This is a genomic window from Polaromonas sp. P1_A2, assembly GCF_056406895.1.
In genome coordinates this window covers 993,451-1,012,039 of record NZ_JBFTZI010000002.1, presented here as the reverse complement: position 1 = coordinate 1,012,039, position 18,589 = coordinate 993,451, and the positions used below count along the sequence as shown (strand labels likewise).

The following is an 18,589-nucleotide window of genomic DNA, read 5'->3' as shown; positions in this document are numbered from 1 at the left end:
GGAATGAAACACCTGCCACGCATACTGATAGTTGAAGACGAGCCGGCCATTGCCGAGTTGATTGCCGTCAACCTGCGGCATGGCGGCTTTGACCCCGTGGTGGCGGAAGACAGTGTGTCGGCCCAGCGCGAACTCGACGCCGTGCTGCCCGACGCCATCCTGCTGGACTGGATGCTGCCGGGGCAAAGCGGCCTGGCGCTGGCGCGCCACTGGCGCAAGCAGGCACGCACCAAAAGCATTCCCATCCTGATGCTGACGGCGCGCGGCGACGAACCCGACAAGGTCGCCGGGCTGGACGCCGGCGCCGACGACTACATCACCAAGCCTTTTTCCACCCAGGAGCTGCTGGCGCGCATACGCGCCGTGCTGCGCCGCCGCGCGCCCGAGTCGGTGAACGACAGCGTGACCGTGGGCGGGCTGGTGCTGGACGCCGCGACGCACCGCATTGCCTACCTGGGCCAGGAGCTCAAGCTGGGCCCGACCGAGTTCAAGCTGCTGCATTACCTGATGAAGCATGCCGAGCGCGTGCACAGCCGCAGCTCCCTGCTCGACAAGGTCTGGGGCGACCACGTCTTCATTGAAGAGCGCACCGTCGACGTCCACGTCAAACGCCTGCGCGAGGCCCTGGGCTCGGCGGGCACCATGGTGGAAACCGTGCGCGGCGCCGGTTACCGGCTGACCGCGATGGCCGCGGTAGCCGCCAACAGCCCGGTGGCTGCTGCACAATCCAGCGCATGATCAACCGGTGGATTGTTTTCGCCGCCTGCATGCTTGTGGGCGGCGGTTTGGGCTTTTGGGCGCGCACCGTCAACGGCCTGAGCTTCGGCCTGGGCATAGGGCTGGCGGTGGCGGCCATGGTCTGGCTGGTGATAGACAGCTTCTTCATCAACCGGCTGCTGCGCTGGCTGCGTGCCGAGCAAAACAACGACACGCCCGCCGTGATGGCCGGCAACGCGCCCAGCCTGCCCGGTGTCTGGGGCGAGGTCGCCGACCGGACCCGCCGGCTGCTCAAGAACCGCGACCAGCAGTACCAGGAAAGCCAGGCCCGCCTCGACGAGTTCCTGGCGGCCATGCAGGCCTCGCCCAGCGGCGTGGTGCTGCTCGACGCGCAGGGCCGCATCGAATGGTGCAACCAGATGGCCAGCCAGCATTTCGGCTTCGACGCCCAGCGCGACGTGATGCAGCACATCGCCAACCTGGTGCGCGACCCGGCCTTCAAGGCCTATATGGCGACCGGCAACTTCACGCACGACGTGGTCATCCCGGGCAGCGCCAGCACGCCGGCGCGCCCGGTGAAGCTGTCGGTCCATGTGCATTCCTACGGCAAGGACCGCAAGCTGCTGCTGTCGCGCGACATCACGGCCGTGGAGCTGGCCGAAGCCATGCGCCGCGATTTCGTGGCCAATGTGTCGCATGAGATCCGCACGCCGCTGACGGTGCTGTCCGGCTTTATCGAGACCCTGCAGACCCTGCCGCTCAAGGAGCCCGAGCGTGCCCGTTACCTGGCCTTGATGTCGCAGCAATCGCAGCGCATGCAGACCCTGGTCAGCGATTTGCTGACCCTGTCGCGCCTGGAAGGCAGCCCCTTCCCGGGTGCCAATGACTGGATGACGCTGAGCGCGCTGCTGGCCCAGTGCGAGCAGGAGGCCAGGGCCTTGTCGGCGGTGATCGGGCCGCAAGGGCACCGCCTGGAGTTCGAGTCCGGCCCGGTCTCGGAAATCGCCGGCGTGCAGACCGAGCTGTACAGCGCCATGTCCAACCTCGTGACCAACGCGGTGCGCTATACGCCCGAGGGCGGCCTGGTGCGCGTGAGCTGGACGCTGCTGGAAGACGGCCGCGGCGAGTTCAAGGTCAGGGACACCGGCCCCGGTATCGCGCCCGAACACCTGCCGCGGCTGACCGAGCGCTTTTACCGCATAGACCGCAGCCGCTCACGCGAGACCGGCGGCACCGGCCTGGGCCTGGCCATCGTCAAGCACGTGGCGCAGCGCCATGGGGCCGAACTGCACATCGAAAGCGAGCCGGGGCAGGGTTCCTGTTTTTCGATCGTCTTTCCGGCCGCGCGTGTGCGCCGGGTGCAGCTGGCTCAGGCCGCCTGAGCGGCCGGCGCCACCCGCAGGCTGCGCCTCACGGCGTGCCACAGCAAACCCAGGAAACAGGCCGCCACCAGCGCGATGGCCACCGTGCTGGCGGCCCAGAAGCTGGCGGCCGACTGGGTGGCCGCATGGCCCGCGATGCCCCCGTAGGCCAGGCGGTAGCCGCCCAGCAAACCCAGGCCCCACAGCAGCACGCCGTACAGCGCCAGCGGCATGATGGTGATGCGGTAGCAGCGCAGCAAAAACGCGGTCAGGGCCTGGGTCGCGTCGGCCACATGGTAGAAGGCCACCCACACCAGCAACGAGGAAGCCAGCGCGATGATTTCCGGGCTGCCCGAATACCAGCGCGCCAGCAAAGGCCCGGCCATGGCCACAAAACCCCCCAGCGTGAGCGCGGCCAGCCCGGTCAGCTTGAGCCCCAGCAGCACCACGCGCCTTGCATAGTCCGGCCGGCCGGCGCCCATCCAGAAGGACACCCGGGCGCTGCAGGCAATTGCCATCGACAGCGGCATCATGTACAGCACCGCCGCCACGCTGGAGGCGATCTGGTGGCTGGCCGAGGCGACCGTGCCCAGGCGGGCGATAAAAAGGGCCATCAGCGTGAACGAGGTCACCTCCACCAGGTAGGCCAGGCCGCCCGGGATGCCCAGGCGCGCGAAGTTGCCGATCTGCGACCAGTCGGGCCGCTCCATGCGCTCCCAGATGCGGTAAGGGAGGTACATGGGCCGGGTGCGCAGCATCAGCAGGGCCAGCGCCAGCAGCAGGTAGTTCACGACCAGCGTGGCCCAGGCGCAGCCCACGGCGCCCATGGGCTCCACGCCGGCGCCGCCGGCCACCAGCCAGATCGACAGCGGAATCTTCACCAGCAGGGCACCGACCTGCAGCCAGGTGACCAGCAGCGGTTTGCCCAGCGACTGGTTGAAGGTGCTGTAGATGCGAAACAGCAGCGAGGGCGCGAAGGCAAAAGCCAGCACCGCGAGGTAATGCTGCACCTCGTCCCGCATCAGCTCGGGCACCTGGGCCCAGCGCAGCAGCGGGCCGGGAAACAGCATGGCGGCCATGCCCACCGCCACGATGAAGCCGCACAGGTACATGCTTTGCCGCAGCGAGGCACCCACCGCCTCATGGCGCCGCGCGCCCAGCATCTCGGACCAGATGGGCAACAGCGCCTGCACGATGCCGATCAGCCCCACATACACGCTGACATAAAGGGCCGAGCCGACCGACAGCGCGGCCAGCGCCTCGTCGCTGTAGCGGCCCGCGATCACGGTGTCGGCCACGCCAAAAGCCATGACGGCCAGCTGCCCGACCAGCACCGTGCCCGCGTGCCGGCTGATGACCTTGAGCTCGCTCAAGGCTTGGCTTTGCCGTTGGTGCGGCGGGACGGGGCGGGTGGTTTGGCCGGGCCGTCCTGGCTGACCCGCTTGTAGAGCAGCACGTTTTCGGTCTTGTCCGTGGGGCGGCGCACCGTGGCCTGGAAGGCCCAGTCGGGCAGGTTGACCCTGCTGCTGAGTGTGGGCTGGGCTTCGACGTCGACGATCAGGTAGGGGCAACTGGCCTGCGCGCCGGCCTGGCGCAGCTCAAGCCGGCCGTGGTACTGCAGGGCGGCGGCCTGGGCGCTGCCTATGCCGTAGATCTCGACGCAGGCGTTTTTGTCCACCAGGCTGGCGATCTGGCGCGACATGGGCGCGAAGCTGCGCGCGTAGTCGAGCAGCGGCAGCCACAGCGTCATCAGCAGCAGCCAGCACAAGGTAGCGCCGCCGGCCGGCAGCACCAGCGATTTCCAGACGGCCGCGCGCTGCGCGCCGGCCCGCCATTTGACGAGCCAGGTCCAGGCCAGGGTGGCGGCCAGCGCAAACACAAAGGCCAGCCAGGAAAAGCTGGGCTCGAAGCCGGGCGCAAGCTTGGCCACGTTGGCGGCGGGCTGGCGCGGCACGCCGGTCTGCATGGCGATCCAGACCACCCAGATGATGATGCCGCAGCCGGTGAAAAACAGCAGCGTGAACCAGTCGATCAGCGAAGCCACGCTGCGCTTGAGCGTGGGCAGCGCGAAGGCGGCCAGCGCGGCCAGCGGCGGCAGGCTCAGCAGCAGGCTGCGGTCCGAGGCCGTGGTGGTCAGCGTGGCGGCCACAGCCATGGCGGCAAACCACAGCGGCAGGGCGACGTGGCGGCTGGCCAGCTGGCGGCGCCAGCGGTAAAGCGTCCACATTGCCAGCGGCCAGGCCGGCCAGGTGAACCACAGCAGCAGGCGCCCCAGGCTGCGCCAGTCCTTCCAGGCGGAAGTGTCGTCGCTGCCTGGCAGGTGGATGCGCCAGCGCCAGAGGTCCAGGCTGTAGGCCAGCAGCGCGACCCCCAGCGTGATGCCGGTGATCAGCAGCACCCAGTGCCAGGACTGCTGCCTGGCTGCCGGGTCCGTCTGGTCGGCGCCCCAGTGCATGTGCATCCATTCCACCAGCGCGCCGCCCGCGCCCAGCAGCAGGGCCAGCGTGGGTGCACCGCTCAGGGTGAGCCCGGCCAGGCCGATCAGCAGGCCGAAGGCCGGCCCCAGGATTTTGGTGGCTCGGCGGTAAGGGCTGGCCGCCATGGCGTAAAAAGCCAGCGCCGTAAAGCCCAGCTGCGCCAGCGCCGGCGTGGTTTCGTGGGAGAGCTGCGCCAGGCCCAGGCTGGCGATCAGCGCCAGCAGGCCGGCGTCGGCAATGGCCCGGGCATAGTCCACCGGGCTGGCTTCGCCGCCAAAGGCGAAGGCGACCGGCTGGGCCAGCGGGCTGCGCGCCAGGTAATAAACGGCGTACCAGGTGGCCAGCAGGGTCAGCACCAGCAGCCCCACAAAGGGCACCCGCACCGCCAGGGCCGGGTCCAGGAAAGGCAGCCATTTGATCGCGATCGCGCCCAGCCAGTAGGGCGCCAGTGCGTCAAATTCGGTGGCCCGGCCCAGCAGCTGCGGCTGCAGCCAGTTGGCCACCGTGGAGGCCAGTTCGCGCATCACGCCGAAGGCCGCGATGTCCTCGTTCTTCCAGGGCCCGCGCCCCAGAAAGCCCGGCAGCACATAGGCCGCGCAGAACAGCAGCAGCGCAAGCCGCGGCAGGCGGCGCACGGCGGACTGGGCAATGATGGCGGGTGAAGGTTTGTTCAAAACGGTTGGAGTCGGGAAAGTGCGGGGAAGGGCCGGCAAGACTGCCGGGCCGCCATCCCGGGCCACCGGTGATTTTGCGTCAAACCGGGCCGCGAGGTTTTGCGGCTGCCGGCAAATTTTGCCGAAAAAAAAGCAGCCTGAAATTCAGGCTGCTTTTTGCAGGCTGGCGAAAGGATTCGCAGCTTACTTCGCAGCTTCGGGCGCGGCCTCTTTGGCGGCGGCGGTGGTTTTGCCGAAACGGTTGCGGAATTTCTCGACGCGACCGCCCATGTTGTCCACGGATTTTTGCGTGCCGGTGTAGAAGGGGTGCGATTCGCTGGACGTATCGAGCTTGTACAGGGGCAGTTCGCGGCCGTCTTCCATGGTCACCATTTCTTTGGTGTTGACGCAGGAGCGGGTGACGAACTTGAAGTTGTTGGACAGGTCCAGGAAACAAACTTCGCGGTAGTTGGGGTGAATGCCTTCTTTCATGATCTTTCCTTGTTCGATGCGGGAGCCACACAAGCCAGTCCTGGGCACTTTCCGCTAAGCCATAGATTATGGCATGAAATCAAGCACTTAGCGCCGTTTTAGCCCAAAAATGGTAGATTTCCCACGGAGGGCTCCGATCCCAACCCAGCGGGGGCCGCGGAACCGGCTTTGCCGGGCCGCAGGCGCAGCGGCCCCCTCGGGGGGCAAGGAGCTACACGAAGTGAGCGACTGTGGGGGCCACGTTCTAGCCGCCTCGCCTCATCATGTCGAAGAATTCGTGGTTGTTCTTGGTGGCCTTCATGTTCTTGAGCATGAGCTCCATGGACTCGATTTCATCCATGTTGTACATGAATTGACGCAAAATCCGCGATTTTTGGAGGATTTCGGGTGCAAGCAGCAGTTCTTCCTTGCGGGTGCCGCTGCGGTTGAGGTGGATGGCCGGGAACACGCGTTTTTCGTAGAGGCGGCGGTCCAGGTGGATTTCGCAGTTGCCGGTGCCCTTGAATTCCTCAAAGATCACTTCGTCCATGCGGCTGCCGGTGTCGACCAGGGCCGTGCCGATGATGGTCAGGCTGCCGCCTTCTTCAATGTTGCGGGCCGCGCCGAAAAAGCGCTTGGGGCGCTGCAGCGCGTTGGCGTCGACGCCGCCGGTCAGCACCTTGCCGGAGGAGGGCAGCACGTTGTTGTAGGCGCGGGCCAGGCGGGTGATGGAGTCCAGCAGGATGACCACGTCCTTGCCGAGCTCGACCAGGCGCTTGGCGCGTTCGATCACCATTTCGGCCACATGCACGTGGCGCGCGGCGGGTTCGTCGAAGGTGGAAGAAATCACCTCGCCGCGCACGCTGCGCTGCATTTCGGTCACTTCCTCGGGGCGTTCGTCCACCAGCAGCACCATCATGACCACTTCGGGGTAGTTGGCGGTGATGGCGTGGGCGATATTCTGCATCATCACGGTCTTGCCGGACTTGGGCGGCGCCACCAGCAGGGCGCGCTGGCCTTTGCCGATGGGCGAGACGATGTCGATGATGCGGCTGGTCAGGTTTTCTTCGCCCTTGATGTCGCGCTCGAGCTTGAACTGCTCGCGCGGGAACAGCGGGGTCAAGTTCTCGAACATGACCTTGTGCTTGTTGTCTTCGGGCAGGCCGTCGTTGACCTTGTCGAGCTTGTTCAGCGCGAAGTAGCGTTCGCCGTCCTTGGGGGTGCGCACTTCGCCTTCGATCATGTCGCCGGTATGCAGGTTGAAGCGGCGGATCTGGCTGGGGCTGATGTAGATGTCGTCGGTGGACGCGGTGTAGCTTGAGTCAGGGGCTCGCAGGAAGCCGAAACCGTCGGGCAGCACTTCCAGCACGCCGTCGGCCACGATGGTCTCGCCGGTTTTTGCACGTTTTTTGATGATGGCGAACATCAGCTCCTGCTTGCGCATGCGGCCGACGTTTTCGATCTCAAGGGCTTCGGCCTGCTTGAGGACTTCAGACACGTGCAGTGCCTTGAGTTCGTTTAAGTGCATGGAATTACTCCTTGCGGAGTTCATTGATGGAAAACGGGGGAGGTTTGAAAAGAAGCCGCAGAAGGTGGCTTACAAACCGGCAACTCGAACCGGGCGGCGCGGGCCGTACCGGTGAATAAGGCACATTATGACAGGAAATTCAGGCGGGAAACGGGGGCTAATTTCATGCGCGCGGGGCGGGTGCCCGGGGGAGGGGCGCCGGTCAGGAAGCGGCGGGGCGCCGTGCTTCCTTTTCCGGCGCGAAGCTTCAGGCCAGTTGCTGGTCGATGAAGGCGGTCAATTGGGCCTTGCTCATGGCGCCGACCTTGGTGGCGGCCAACTGGCCGTCCTTGAACAGCATCAGCGTGGGGATGCCGCGTATGCCGAACTTGGCGGGGATGTCGCGGTTTTCGTCCACGTTCATCTTGGCGATCTGCAGCTTGCCGTCGTAGCCGGTCGCCACTTCATCCAGGATGGGAGCGATCATCTTGCACGGACCGCACCATTCGGCCCAGTAATCCACCAGCACGGGTTTGGTGGATTGCAGCACATCGGCTTCGAAGGTGGCATCGGTGGTATGTTTGATCAGTTCGCTCGCCATGGCGGCTCCTTTGTCTTGGTTAGGATGGTTACGATACGTAGGGCTAAAGTTGCAGTCATTGTGGCAGAAAGCAAGTGGCCGGGTCGGGCAGGCAGGGGCTATCACCCTGATAGCCATCCGCTCAATCCGCCCGCGGCCCGTCCCAAGTTGCCCCCTGTCGCCCGTCGCAAACCCTACTCATGCCACCAGCCTCCATCGCCGACCTTGCCGACACCGCCGCCCCGCCTGATGCGCGGTGCTGGCGCCAGGCCATGGCCGCGCTGGCCGCGGCCATCGAGGCGCGCGGCGTGCACCCGGCCGAATGCGTCGTGCTGCTGCCCTATGCCCAGCTGATCCAGCAGGCGCGCCAGGCCTGGGCCGCGCAGGCCGGCGACACCTTTTTTGTCCCGCGTTTTGAAACCACCATGAACTGGGCCGGCGGCCTGGGTGGCACGCTGGGCCTGTTCACGCCCTCGGGTGACGATTTGCGCATGGACGTGGCCGTCGACATGCTCACCGCCGCCTCGCTGCTGGAGCGCGCCGGGCTGGGCAGCCAGCAGGATGCGCTGGCCGGCCGCCTGGTCGAGGCCGCCTGGAGCCTGGCCGGCGTGGCCGCCGCCGTCATGCCGGCCAGGCGCCGCGCCTGGAGCGAAGGGCTGGCCCAGACCCTGGGCGCGGGACTGGATTCGCCGGTGCTGGCGCTCGAAGCCGCCGTGGGCCGCATCGCGCTGGCCTGGGCCGCGGCCTCGGCCTACCCGACCGACCGCCTGTTCCAGGCCCGGCCCCTGCTGTTCGCCGTGCTCGAAGGCTTCCAGGCCGACCCGCTGACCGAGGCGCTCAAAGCCCATTTCGGCGAGCTGTCCCTGTCCATCCCCCTGTGCATCCCCCTGCAAGCCGGCCCGCCGCCTGCCCTGCATGCCGCCCAGGACGCCGAAGACGAAGCCGGCCGCGCCGCCGCCTGCGTGCTGGCCCACCTGGCGCAGGGCCGCAGCCCGGTCGCCCTGATCGCGCAGGACCGCCAGCTGACACGCCGCGTGGGCGCCATGCTGGCCGAGCGCGGCATCGCCATGCGCGATGAAACCGGCTGGAAGCTGTCCACCACGCGCGCCGCCGCCGGCCTCATGAGCCTGCTGCGCGCCTTGCCCTGGGATGCTTCGACAGACGCCGTGCTCGACTGGCTCAAGAATGCGCCCGCTTTTGAGCCCATGCTGGTGACCGCCGCCGAAACCGAGCTGCGCCGCGTCGGCGTGCGCGCCTGGCGCGACCTGCCGGAATTTGCCGCCGAAGACATCGTGCCACCGGCCTTTATGGCCACCCAGCCGCTGGCCCTGCAGGCCAATGCGTTGCGCGCGCCCCTGGCCCGCGCCCGCCCGCTGGCCGTGTGGCTGCGCGACCTGCGTGCCGCACTGCAGGCGGCCGGCCAGTGGGAGGCGCTGGCCGAAGACGAAGCCGGCCAGGCCGTGCTCGAGGTGCTGCGCCTGCACGAGGGCGCCGAGATTGAATTCCAGGCCTCGCCGGTCATGCGCCTGCATGATTTCACCCAATGGGCCAACCAGGCACTCGAAGGCGGCAAGTTCGCGCCGCCGCACCCGGCGGCCGAGCAGGTAGTGATCCTGCCGCTGCCGCAGCTGCTGGGCCGGCCCATGCGCGCCGTGGTGCTGCCCGGCTGCGACGAGATCCGCCTGCCGGTCTCGCCCGAGCCCGCCGGCCCCTGGACGCCCACCCAGCGCGAACTGCTGGGCCTGCCCTCGCGCGAGACCCTGGCCGCCGCGGCTCGCCAGGCCTGGCATTACGCCCTGCAGGCGCCCCGGGTCGACGTGCTGTGGCGCAGCAGCGAAGCCGGCGAACACCTGATCCCCAGCGGCTTTGTGCAGGAACTGCTGCTGGCGCAGGACGACGCCCTCCAAGAAACGCAAGCCGCCGCCGATCCGCGCAGCCTGCGCGCCGTGGACATCCAGCCCACACCGCACCCCTTTCCGACCGGCGAGGCCTTGCCCCTCACGCGGCTGTCGGCCAGCGCCTATGAAGACCTGCGCCGCTGCCCTTATCGTTTCTTCGCGTTGCGCCAGCTCAAGCTGCAGGAGCCCGAGGAGCTTGAAAGCGAACTCGGCAAGCGCGACTTCGGCAATTGGCTGCACGGCCTGTTGCGGCATTTCCATGAAGCACTGAAAGCGCAGCCTACCGACGACCCGGCCGTCCGCGCCACCATGATGGACACGGCCGCCGACCGCGCCGCCCAGGAACTGGCGCTCACTGAAAGTGAATTCCTGCCTTTTGCCGCCGCCTGGCCCGGCGTGCGCGAAGGCTACCTCGAATGGCTGGCCGGGCACGAAGCTAGCGGCGCCAGCTTTGACGAAGCCGAGGTCTGGCGCGAAATGCCGCTGGGCGAGCTGACCTTGCTCGGCAAGCTGGACCGCATAGACCGCCAGGCCGACGGCCACGCGCTGCTGATCGACTACAAGACCGAGCCGCGCGCCACCACCGCCGACCGCATCAAGGGCGGCCAGGAAGACACGCAACTGGCCTTTTACGCCGCGCTCATGAGCGACGACACCCTGGCCGCGGCCTATGTCAACCTCGGTGAAAAAGAGCCGACCAAAACTTACGAACAACCCGAGATCGTCGGCCTGCGCGACGAACTGATAGACAGCATCCTCACCGACATGGCGCGCATCGCGCGCGGCGCGGCGCTGCCGGCGCTGGGCGAGGGCAAGGCCTGCGATTACTGCGCGGCCAGAGGCTTATGCCGCAAGGACTTCTGGAGCCTGGACGAAGAAGCCACAGCCGGGGAGGAGGGCGCATGACCCCACTGGCCAATACGCTGGTCGCCCACACCGCCGCCTACGAATGCAACGGCGAGCCGGTCTCGGCCGAGGCCTTTTATGCGATTGCCTGCGACCCGCGGCGCAGCGTCGCGGTCGAGGCCTGCGCCGGCGCCGGCAAGACCTGGATGCTGGTCTCGCGCATCGTGCGCGCCCTGCTGGACGGCGCCACGGCCGCGCCCGGCCAGCAGGTCTTGCCGCATGAAATCCTGGCCATCACCTTCACCAAAAAAGCCGCCGGCGAAATGCGCGAGCGCCTGGACGATTGGCTCAAGGCCTTTGCCCACGCCGACGACGCCACCTTGCAGCGCGAGCTGGACATGCGCGGCGTACAGCTGGACCTGGCCGGCGCCAAGGGCCGGCAGGCCGCGCAGCAGCTGCGCGAGCAGCTGTCCAATCTCTACCGTTCCATCCTGGCCAGCGGGCGTTCGGTGCAGATACGCACCTTCCACAGCTGGTTCGCGGCCTTGCTGCGCAGCGCGCCGGTCGCGGTGCTGCAGCGGCTGGAGCTGCCCGTCAACTACGAGCTGCTCGAAGACGACGCACCCGCGCGCGCCCTGGTCTGGCGGCGTTTTTACGCGGCGGTCGCGCTCGACGCTGCGCTCAAGGCCGACTTCGAGGCCGTGGTGCTCACCCACGGCCGCTTCCAGGCCGACAAGGCTTTGCAGGCTGCGCTCGACAAGCGCACCGAATTCACGCTGGCCGACGAAAAAGGCGTGATCGCCGCCTCTGTGCAGCCCTTCGCGGCGCAGTTCACCGAATTCGGCGGGCTGGATGAGCCCGAAGAACTTCTCAGCACCAACCGCTTTCACCGGCAGACCCTGAGGGACGCCGCCATGGCCCTGGGCCGGGCCAGCGCGCCGACTTTTTCGGCCAAGGGCGTGGAGCTCGAACAGGCGCTGACGGCCGGCGACTTCCCGGCTGCCATCGCGGCCCTGCTGACCGAAAAAGGCACGCCGCGCAAGTTCGGCGAAAAAATCATCGGCATCGAACAGGTGCGCATCGCCCAGGACCTGGTGCTGCGTGTGGTCGCGGCCCGCCAGCAGCACGACGCCTGGCAGCACCAGCAGCGCATGGCGCGCCTGAGCCGCGTGCTGATCGCGCAGTTCACCGCCCTCAAGCGCGAACGCGGCTGGGTCGACATGAACGACGTCGAGCGCGCCGCGCTGCTGATGCTGGCCGACCCTGTGCTCTCGGGCTGGGTGCAGGAGCGCCTGGACGCGCGCATACGCCACCTGATGATCGACGAGTTCCAGGACACCAACCCGCTGCAGTGGCAGGCCCTGTATTCCTGGCTGATCGGTTATTCGGGCGCGGGCACGGCGCCCAGTGTCTTCCTGGTGGGAGACCCGAAACAAAGCATTTACCGCTTCCGCCGCGCCGAGCCGCAGGTCTTTCGCGCCGCGCAGGCTTTTGTGGTGCACGGCCTGGGCGGCGATCTGCTCAGCTGCGACCACACGCGCCGCAATGCCGAGGCCGTGATAGACACCGTCAACGCCGCCATGGTGACGGCGCGCGAAGCCGACGCCTATGAGGGCTTTCGCGAGCACACCACGGCCTCGGGCCTGGCCGGCGCCGTGGGCCGCCTGCCGCCGGTTCCGCGCAGCAAGGACGAGGAAGAAGCCTCGCCGCTGGCCGCCGGCTGGCGCGACAGCCTGACCACCCCGCGCGAACTGCCCGAGGAAACCCTGCGCACGCGCGAAGCCCGACAGGCCGCCGCCTGGATTTCGGAGCAGATCGCCGGCGGGCTGCGGCCCCAGGACGTGATGGTGCTGTCGCGCAAGCGTGCCGGCCTGCTGCCGCTGCAGGACGAGCTGCGCGCCCTGCACATTCCCGCCCAGGTCGGCGAAAAAACCGAGCTGATTGACTGCTGCGAGGTGCTGGACATGGTGGCGCTGCTCGACGTGCTGGTGTCGCCGCAGCATGATTTGTCGCTGGCGCGCGCGTTGCGTTCGCCGCTGTTCGGTCTGTCCGATGATGGACTGGTGCATCTGGCTTTGCTGCAGCGCGAACACGGCAAGCCCTGGTACGAGCTGCTGCAGAAAGAAGAACTGCTGGCGCCCGAACTGCAAGGCCTGGGCGCAACGCTGGCGCGCTGGAAAAGCTGGCTCGACAGCCTGCCGCCGCACGACGCGCTGCAAGGCATTTACGACGACGGCGACGTGCTGGCGCGTTTTGGCGCCGCGGCGCCCACCGCGCAACGCGGCGCGGTGCTGGCCAATTTGCGCGCGCTGCTGGGTGTGTCGCTGGAACTGGACGGCGGCCGCTACGCCACGCCCTATGGTTTTGTGCGCGCCCTCAAGGCCGGCGGCACGCAGGCGCCGGCCACTGTCAGCGGCGAAGCCGTGCGCCTGCTGACGATTCACGGCGCCAAGGGCCTGGAGGCCGAGGCCGTGCTGCTGCTGGACACCGACACCGTCGAGCGCAATGCCGACAGCATGGGCGTGCTGGTCGACTGGCCCGGCGAGGCCACCGAGCCGCGCAAGTTTGTCTTCCTGGTCAGCGAAAGCCGGCCTCCGGCCTGCGCCACCGACACCCTGGCCGCCGAGCAGGCCGCCCGCAAGCGTGAAGAACTCAATGCGCTTTATGTGGCGCTCACGCGCGCGCGCCACACCCTGGTGATTTCGTCCATCGAGCCGCACCGCGTGACCACCGAAAGCTGGTGGCAGCGCCTGCAGGGCTTGCTGGGCGAACTGCCCGCGCCAGTGGCCGATGAAACGGCGGGCCGGCGCCCGGACGCGGCCGATGCCGGCGTGTTCTACCTGCCCGAATTGCCCGAGCTGCCCCAAGTCCTGATGCCGGAGCCGCCCGACGTGCAGCGTCTCGACGAGGATTCCCTCAAGGCCCGCATCGGCAAGGCCATGCACCGTCTGCTCGAGTGGGGCGGTGCCTTGTTGCCCGAACAGGTGGTGGCCGCGGCGCGCGAGTTCCGCCTGAGCCCGGCCCAGGCCGCGCAGTCGGCCGCGCTGGCCGGCCGCATCCTGGCCGGCGAGGGCGCCTGGGCGTGGCGGCCCGAGGTGCTGGCCTGGCAGGGCAATGAAGTCGATCTGGTCTATGCCGGCCAGGCGCTGCGGCTGGACCGCCTGGTGCAGCGCAAGGACGCCGGCCATGAAGGCCACTGGTGGGTGCTGGATTACAAATCGGCCACCGCCCCGCAGCGCCAGCCCGCGCTGGTCGCGCAGTTGCAGGCCTATCGCGCGGCGGTGCAGCGCATCTACCCGGGCGCGCCGGTCAAAGCGGCTTTTCTGACGGGGCAGGGAACTGTGGTCCTCGTTGACTGATCACACCGGGCCTGTCCGGCGCCCATTCCTATTCCTTCCACTCCACGCCGGCTGAAAGGCACCCCATGTTCAAGCACTTCGCCGCTTCCCTGGCCCTGGCGGCCACCCTGCCGCTGGCCCTGGCGCAAAGCCCCGCGCCAGCCAACCCCACGCTGCGCCTGCGCGCCACGATTGAAAAAATCGATGCCACCAGCCTCACCGTCAGGGAGCGCAGCGGTGAAGTCATTACCTTGGTGCGGCCCGCCGCGATGGATGTCTCGGAAGTCTTTCCGCTGGCGCTGGCCGACATCAAGCCCGGCAGCTATATAGGCACGGCCGCCATGCCGCAGGCCGACGGCAGCCAGCTGGCGCTCGAAGTCGTGGTGTTCCCCGAAGCCGCGCGCGGCACCGGCGAAGGCCACCGCCCCTGGGACTTGCGGCCCGAGAGCACCATGACCAATGCCACCGTGGCCGACCTGGCCGCCGCGCCTTCGACGGTGCCCGGCGGGCAAAAGCTCACGCTGAAGTACAAAGACGGCGAAAAAACCGTCATCGTGCCGCCCGATGCGCCCGTGGTGTCCTTCAAGCCCGGCAAGGCCGATGAAAACACGCTGCTGGTACCCGGCGCCAAAGTGATGATCACCGCCCAGGCGCAGGGCGGCAAGCCGACCGCGCTGCGCGTGATCGTCGGGCGCAATGGTTTTGCGCCGCCCATGTAAGGACCGGTGGCCGGTCGCTATCCCAGCGGCCTCTCCCTGTAATAATCGGGCCATCCTGTTCCGCCGAGCCGCGCCCGTTTGAGGCGCTTTGTGTTCGCGACCGCGAACCTTCCGATTTTCCTGTTTAACCTGTGGCCGCTGCATGCGGAACCTCCTTGACATCTGGCGCATCCTCTCTTGACTCCACCCCGGCCGCCGCATTGCGCGTGGCCGTCATAGGCGGCGGGCCCGCCGGCCTGATGGCCGCCGAGGTACTGGCCGGCGCCGGCGCGGCCCTGAGGGTCGAGGTCTATGACGCCATGCCCTCGGTGGGCCGCAAGTTTTTGCTGGCCGGCATAGGCGGGCTCAACCTCACGCATTCCGAAGCGCCCCAGGCCTTTGTGGGCCGTTACGGCGAGCGCGCCGCGCAACTGCAGCCGCTGCTGGCCGCCTTCGGCCCCACCGAGCTGCGCGCCTGGGCCGAAGCCCTGGGCGTGGAAACCTTTATCGGCAGCTCGGGCCGCGTGTTTCCCAAGGACATGAAGGCCGCGCCGCTGCTGCGCGCCTGGCTGCAGCGCCTGCGCCAGGCCGGCGTCAAGTTCTCCATGCGGCACCGCTGGCTGGGCTGGGCCGAAGACGGCGCGTTGAAATTCGCAACACCCGCCGGCGAAGTGCAGGTGCAGGCCGATGCCGTGGTGCTGGCGCTGGGCGGCGGTAGCTGGGCGCGGCTGGGCTCCGACGGCGCCTGGGTGCCGCTGCTGGCCGCGCGCGGCGTGGCGCTTGCGCCGCTGCTGCCTTCCAATTGCGGCTTTGACGTGGCTGCGCGGCCCGACAGTCCGGCCCAACTGCAGGAGGCCATCGCCGATGCCGGTGAAACCCGCCGCGAGTTTTTGCAGGAACTGATCGGCAAAAGCCCGCTGCCCCACACCGGCTGGACCGAACATTTCGCGAGCCGCTTTGCCGGCCAGCCCTTCAAGTCCGTCGCCATCCATTTCACCGACTCGCGCGGCCGCAGCTTCAGCCGCAAGGGCGAGTTCATCGCCACCACCACCGGCGTCGAAGGCAGCCTGGTCTATGCCGCGTCCAGTTTGCTGCGCGACGAGATCGCCGCCCACGGCAGCGCCACCTTTATGCTGGACCTGCTGCCGGACAAATCCGCCGAACAGGTGCTGGTCGAGGTGCGCCACCCGCGCGGCTCGCGCTCGCTCTCCAGCCACCTGAAAAGCCGCCTCAACCTGGACGGCATCAAGGCCGCCATGCTGTATGAACTGCTGGGCAAGGACGCGATCGCCGATCCGGTGCGCCTGGCTGCCGGCATCAAGGCCTTGCCGGTACGCGTGACCGCCACCCGGCCGATTGACGAAGCCATCAGCACCGCGGGCGGCGTGATGTTCGAAGCGATGAACCCGCAACTGCAATTGCAAAACCTCAAAGGCCCAGGCCAGCCCGTGTTCTGCGCCGGCGAGATGCTGGACTGGGAAGCGCCCACAGGCGGCTATTTGCTGACCGCCTGTTTTGCCAGCGGCCGCGCAGCGGGGCAGGGCCTGATTGCGCACTTCGGGTTGTCATTGGAAATCTGAAGAGAAGGGGAAGCCATGATTGTCCGTTTCCACATCGAACCCATGATGCAGGACGAGTTTGAGTACCGCGTGAGCTACGAAGGCGAAGACCTGTTTGGTGACGCCGGCCTCGATAGCGTCGAGGCCTGCATCATCGCCGCCACCGAAGGCCTGGGCCAGGACGCCATTGGGGCGGAGGTCGCCTACAAGGGCATCATCAGCGGCACCTACGCGCTCGCCTCGCTGGCGCTGGCCTCGGCGCAGATCGCCCAACATGCGCTGCAGACGACAGAGGCGATTGAAGTGGCGGCCAGGTAGGCCGAAATATCTCCCGCAGGCCCGGAACCGGGTTTTCTCAGTTTGTGCGATAGCGTACATACCGGAACACCTTTACTGCCTATACTTCGACGATGGTGCGAGACCTCTGCCAGAGGCCTGCTCACAACCAGGCCCGCTTCGGAGTTCGCAATCAGCCTTTCCCCCGACCCCAGAAAGAATCAACTGCTTTCCGCCTTGCCGGATGCAGAGTGGCAGCGCTGGGCGCCGCAACTGGAGTGGGTCGACATGCCGCTGGGCCAGGTGCTCTACGAATCGGGCAGCACGCTGGACCATGTGTACTTTCCCACCACGGCCATCGTCTCCCTGCTTTATGTGATGGAAAACGGCGCCTCGGCCGAAATCGCTGTGGTCGGCCATGAAGGCGTGGTCGGCATCTCGCTCTTCATGGGCGGCGAATCCACCCCCAGCCGTGCCGTGGTGCAAAGCGCCGGCCAGGGCTTTCGCCTCAAGGCCGAGGCCATCAAGGAAGAATTCAAGCGCGCGCCGGTGCTGCACCTGCTGCTGCGCTACACCCAGGCCTTGATCACGCAGATGGCGCAGACAGCCGTGTGCAACCGCCACCATTCGCTGGACCAGCAGCTGTGCCGCTGGCTGCTGCTGAGCCTTGACCGCCTGCAGGGCAATGAACTCGTCATGACGCAGGAGCTCATCGCCAACATGCTGGGTGTGCGCCGCGAGGGCGTCAGCGAAGGCGCGCTCAAGCTGCAACACCTCGGGCTGATCCGCTACTCGCGCGGCCGCATCACCGTGCTGGACCGCCCGGGCCTGGAGCAACGCACCTGCGAGTGTTATGCCGTGGTCAAGAAGGAATACGACCGGCTGTTGCCCGACGAGCTCGCGGCCTAGCGGCCCGCTTGCGGGCTGTGTGCGCTGGCACACGGTGCGATGTGCTGCGCGTCGTGCATACTGGGGAACCGAATTGAACTGACGACAGTAGCGCGGCCTTGTCATTGGCCCGGCACATCCGGGATGTCCTAGAACCTGTTCACGGCCTAAACGGAGCCGCGTTAGGGTGCAATCGGGATGAGTGGGCCGGCCGGGAACGCCGCATGGGCTAATGCCCATGCAAGGGCCTGGGTGGCTCAATCGCCCGATTTCACCCCAACCCAGAGGGCAAGCGCCTTCTCGGGCGGTCTGCGGCGTTGCGGCGCTGGCCCATAGCGATGCTATGGGCTGGCGCACCGCGCCTTGCATCCCATCCCGAGAAGGTGCTTGCGCGGCGCCGTTTAGGCCGTGAACAGGTTCTTAACTGGAGAGCCATTTTGGCCCCTGTCGAAAACCACCTCATCGAGCGCCTTCCCCGCAAGGACCGCCTGCGCCTGCTGGCTGTCTGCGAGCCGGTAGAACTCGTGCTGGCCGAGGTGCTCTGCGAGCCGGGCAAACCCACGCGCCACGTCTACTTCCCCGTCGACAGCTTCGTCTCGCTGGTGGCCCTGGTCGAAGGCAGCCCCGGGGTGGAAGTCGGCATGGTGGGCCGCGAAGGCATGCTGGGCGCGCAACTCGCGCTGGGCGTCGTCACCGCGCCGCTGCATGCGGTGGTGCAGGGGGCCGGGGCTTCCTGGCGAATCGGCACACCGGCCTTCCGGCTCGAGCTGGCGCGCAGCCTGCCGCTGCAGCGCGGCATGAACCGTTACCTCTATGTGCTGATGGCGCAGCAGGCCGCTTCGGCCGCCTGCCTGCGCTTTCACCAGACCACCGAGCGCCTGGCCCGCTGGCTGCTGATGAGCCAGGACCGCGCGCATTCCGACCACTTCCACGTGACGCACGAATTCCTGGCCTATATGCTGGGCATGCGCCGGGTCGGCATCACGGCTGCCGCCAATACCCTGCAGCGCAGCGGCCTCATCGAATACCACCGCGGCGATGTGACGGTGCTGGACCGCCCCGGCCTGGAAGCCGCGACCTGCAGCTGCTACGCGACCGACCGGCAGACTTACGCCCAGCTGCTGCACTGACGCCTGTACTGGGAAAGGCCACTTTCCGCCGCGGCCCTCAAAACCTTTGCCCCGCATGTGCGGCAGCGCACCGACGGGCAGGTTTAGACCTCCTACAAAGGACAAAGGTGATCGTCCAACCCAACCCAGCCCAACCGGGCCGGGTTGGGTCGCATCATCCGCTTCTTGCCGCAGCGCCATGCGGCAGCCC

Annotated in this window: 14 protein-coding genes; 9 read left to right on the top strand and 5 right to left on the bottom strand. The window is 67.5% G+C overall.

Going from position 1 to position 18,589, the window contains the following annotated elements; all coding sequences use genetic code 11:
• Nucleotides 1-3 precede the first annotated feature (3 nt).
• Together phoB and phoR are read left to right on the top strand one after the other, a co-directional pair.
• Nucleotides 4-738, top strand: a complete 735-nt coding sequence (phoB, locus tag AC1D09_RS11790; RefSeq protein WP_477664436.1) for a phosphate regulon transcriptional regulator PhoB — start codon at nucleotides 4-6, stop codon at nucleotides 736-738.
• Entirely contained in the window at nucleotides 735-2,099 is a 1,365-nt protein-coding gene (gene phoR, locus AC1D09_RS11785; RefSeq protein WP_477664435.1) for a phosphate regulon sensor histidine kinase PhoR, read from the top strand. Before phoB ends, phoR begins: the two co-directional genes overlap by 4 nt.
• Here the strand turns inward: phoR and AC1D09_RS11780 are convergent.
• The 5 genes from AC1D09_RS11780 to trxA all read right to left on the bottom strand — a co-directional run bounded on the left by AC1D09_RS11780 (nucleotide 2,087) and on the right by trxA (nucleotide 7,787).
• Nucleotides 2,087-3,451: an MATE family efflux transporter gene (locus AC1D09_RS11780; protein WP_477664434.1), complete on the bottom strand. Its 1,365-nt coding sequence runs from the start codon at nucleotides 3,449-3,451 to the stop codon at nucleotides 2,087-2,089. The genes phoR and AC1D09_RS11780 overlap by 13 nt on opposite strands.
• Complete coding sequence (locus tag AC1D09_RS11775) at nucleotides 3,448-5,229, bottom strand: hypothetical protein (RefSeq protein WP_477664433.1); 1,782 nt, start codon at nucleotides 5,227-5,229, stop codon at nucleotides 3,448-3,450. Before AC1D09_RS11775 ends, AC1D09_RS11780 begins: the two co-directional genes overlap by 4 nt.
• A gap of 183 nt (nucleotides 5,230-5,412) precedes the next feature.
• Entirely contained in the window at nucleotides 5,413-5,700 is a 288-nt protein-coding gene (locus tag AC1D09_RS11770) for a type B 50S ribosomal protein L31 (RefSeq protein WP_074574709.1), read from the bottom strand.
• Nucleotides 5,701-5,944: 244 nt separating this feature from the next.
• Nucleotides 5,945-7,207, bottom strand: coding sequence for a transcription termination factor Rho (gene rho / locus AC1D09_RS11765; protein ID WP_007875125.1), 1,263 nt, complete (start codon nucleotides 7,205-7,207; stop codon nucleotides 5,945-5,947).
• Between the two features lie 247 nt (nucleotides 7,208-7,454).
• Nucleotides 7,455-7,787 (bottom strand): thioredoxin TrxA, encoded by a 333-nt coding sequence (gene trxA, locus AC1D09_RS11760; RefSeq protein ID WP_477664432.1) that lies wholly within the window; start codon nucleotides 7,785-7,787, stop codon nucleotides 7,455-7,457.
• A 179-nt stretch (nucleotides 7,788-7,966) separates the two neighbouring features.
• Here trxA and AC1D09_RS11755 point away from each other — a divergent pair, with 179 nt between their 5' ends.
• The 7 genes from AC1D09_RS11755 (at nucleotide 7,967) to AC1D09_RS11725 (ending at nucleotide 18,399) form a co-directional block, all read left to right on the top strand.
• Nucleotides 7,967-10,570 (top strand): PD-(D/E)XK nuclease family protein, encoded by a 2,604-nt coding sequence (locus AC1D09_RS11755; RefSeq protein ID WP_477664431.1) that lies wholly within the window; start codon nucleotides 7,967-7,969, stop codon nucleotides 10,568-10,570.
• Complete coding sequence (locus AC1D09_RS11750) at nucleotides 10,567-13,869, top strand: UvrD-helicase domain-containing protein (RefSeq protein WP_477664430.1); 3,303 nt, start codon at nucleotides 10,567-10,569, stop codon at nucleotides 13,867-13,869. The genes AC1D09_RS11755 and AC1D09_RS11750 overlap by 4 nt, the downstream gene beginning before the upstream one ends.
• 65 nt (nucleotides 13,870-13,934) lie before the next feature.
• The gene (locus AC1D09_RS11745) at nucleotides 13,935-14,567 is read left to right on the top strand and encodes a hypothetical protein (protein ID WP_477664429.1); all 633 of its coding nucleotides are present in this window, start codon (nucleotides 13,935-13,937) and stop codon (nucleotides 14,565-14,567) included.
• Nucleotides 14,568-14,722: 155 nt separating this feature from the next.
• The gene (locus tag AC1D09_RS11740) at nucleotides 14,723-16,126 is read left to right on the top strand and encodes a TIGR03862 family flavoprotein (protein ID WP_477664428.1); all 1,404 of its coding nucleotides are present in this window, start codon (nucleotides 14,723-14,725) and stop codon (nucleotides 16,124-16,126) included.
• 15 nt (nucleotides 16,127-16,141) lie between these two features.
• A complete protein-coding gene (locus AC1D09_RS11735) occupies nucleotides 16,142-16,423 on the top strand; it encodes a hypothetical protein (RefSeq protein WP_477664427.1) in 282 nt (93 codons plus the stop codon).
• Between the two features lie 150 nt (nucleotides 16,424-16,573).
• A complete protein-coding gene (locus AC1D09_RS11730; RefSeq protein ID WP_477664447.1) occupies nucleotides 16,574-17,290 on the top strand; it encodes a Crp/Fnr family transcriptional regulator in 717 nt (238 codons plus the stop codon).
• 416 nt (nucleotides 17,291-17,706) lie between these two features.
• Entirely contained in the window at nucleotides 17,707-18,399 is a 693-nt protein-coding gene (locus AC1D09_RS11725; RefSeq protein ID WP_477664426.1) for a Crp/Fnr family transcriptional regulator, read from the top strand.
• The last annotated feature ends 190 nt before the right edge of the window (nucleotides 18,400-18,589 follow it).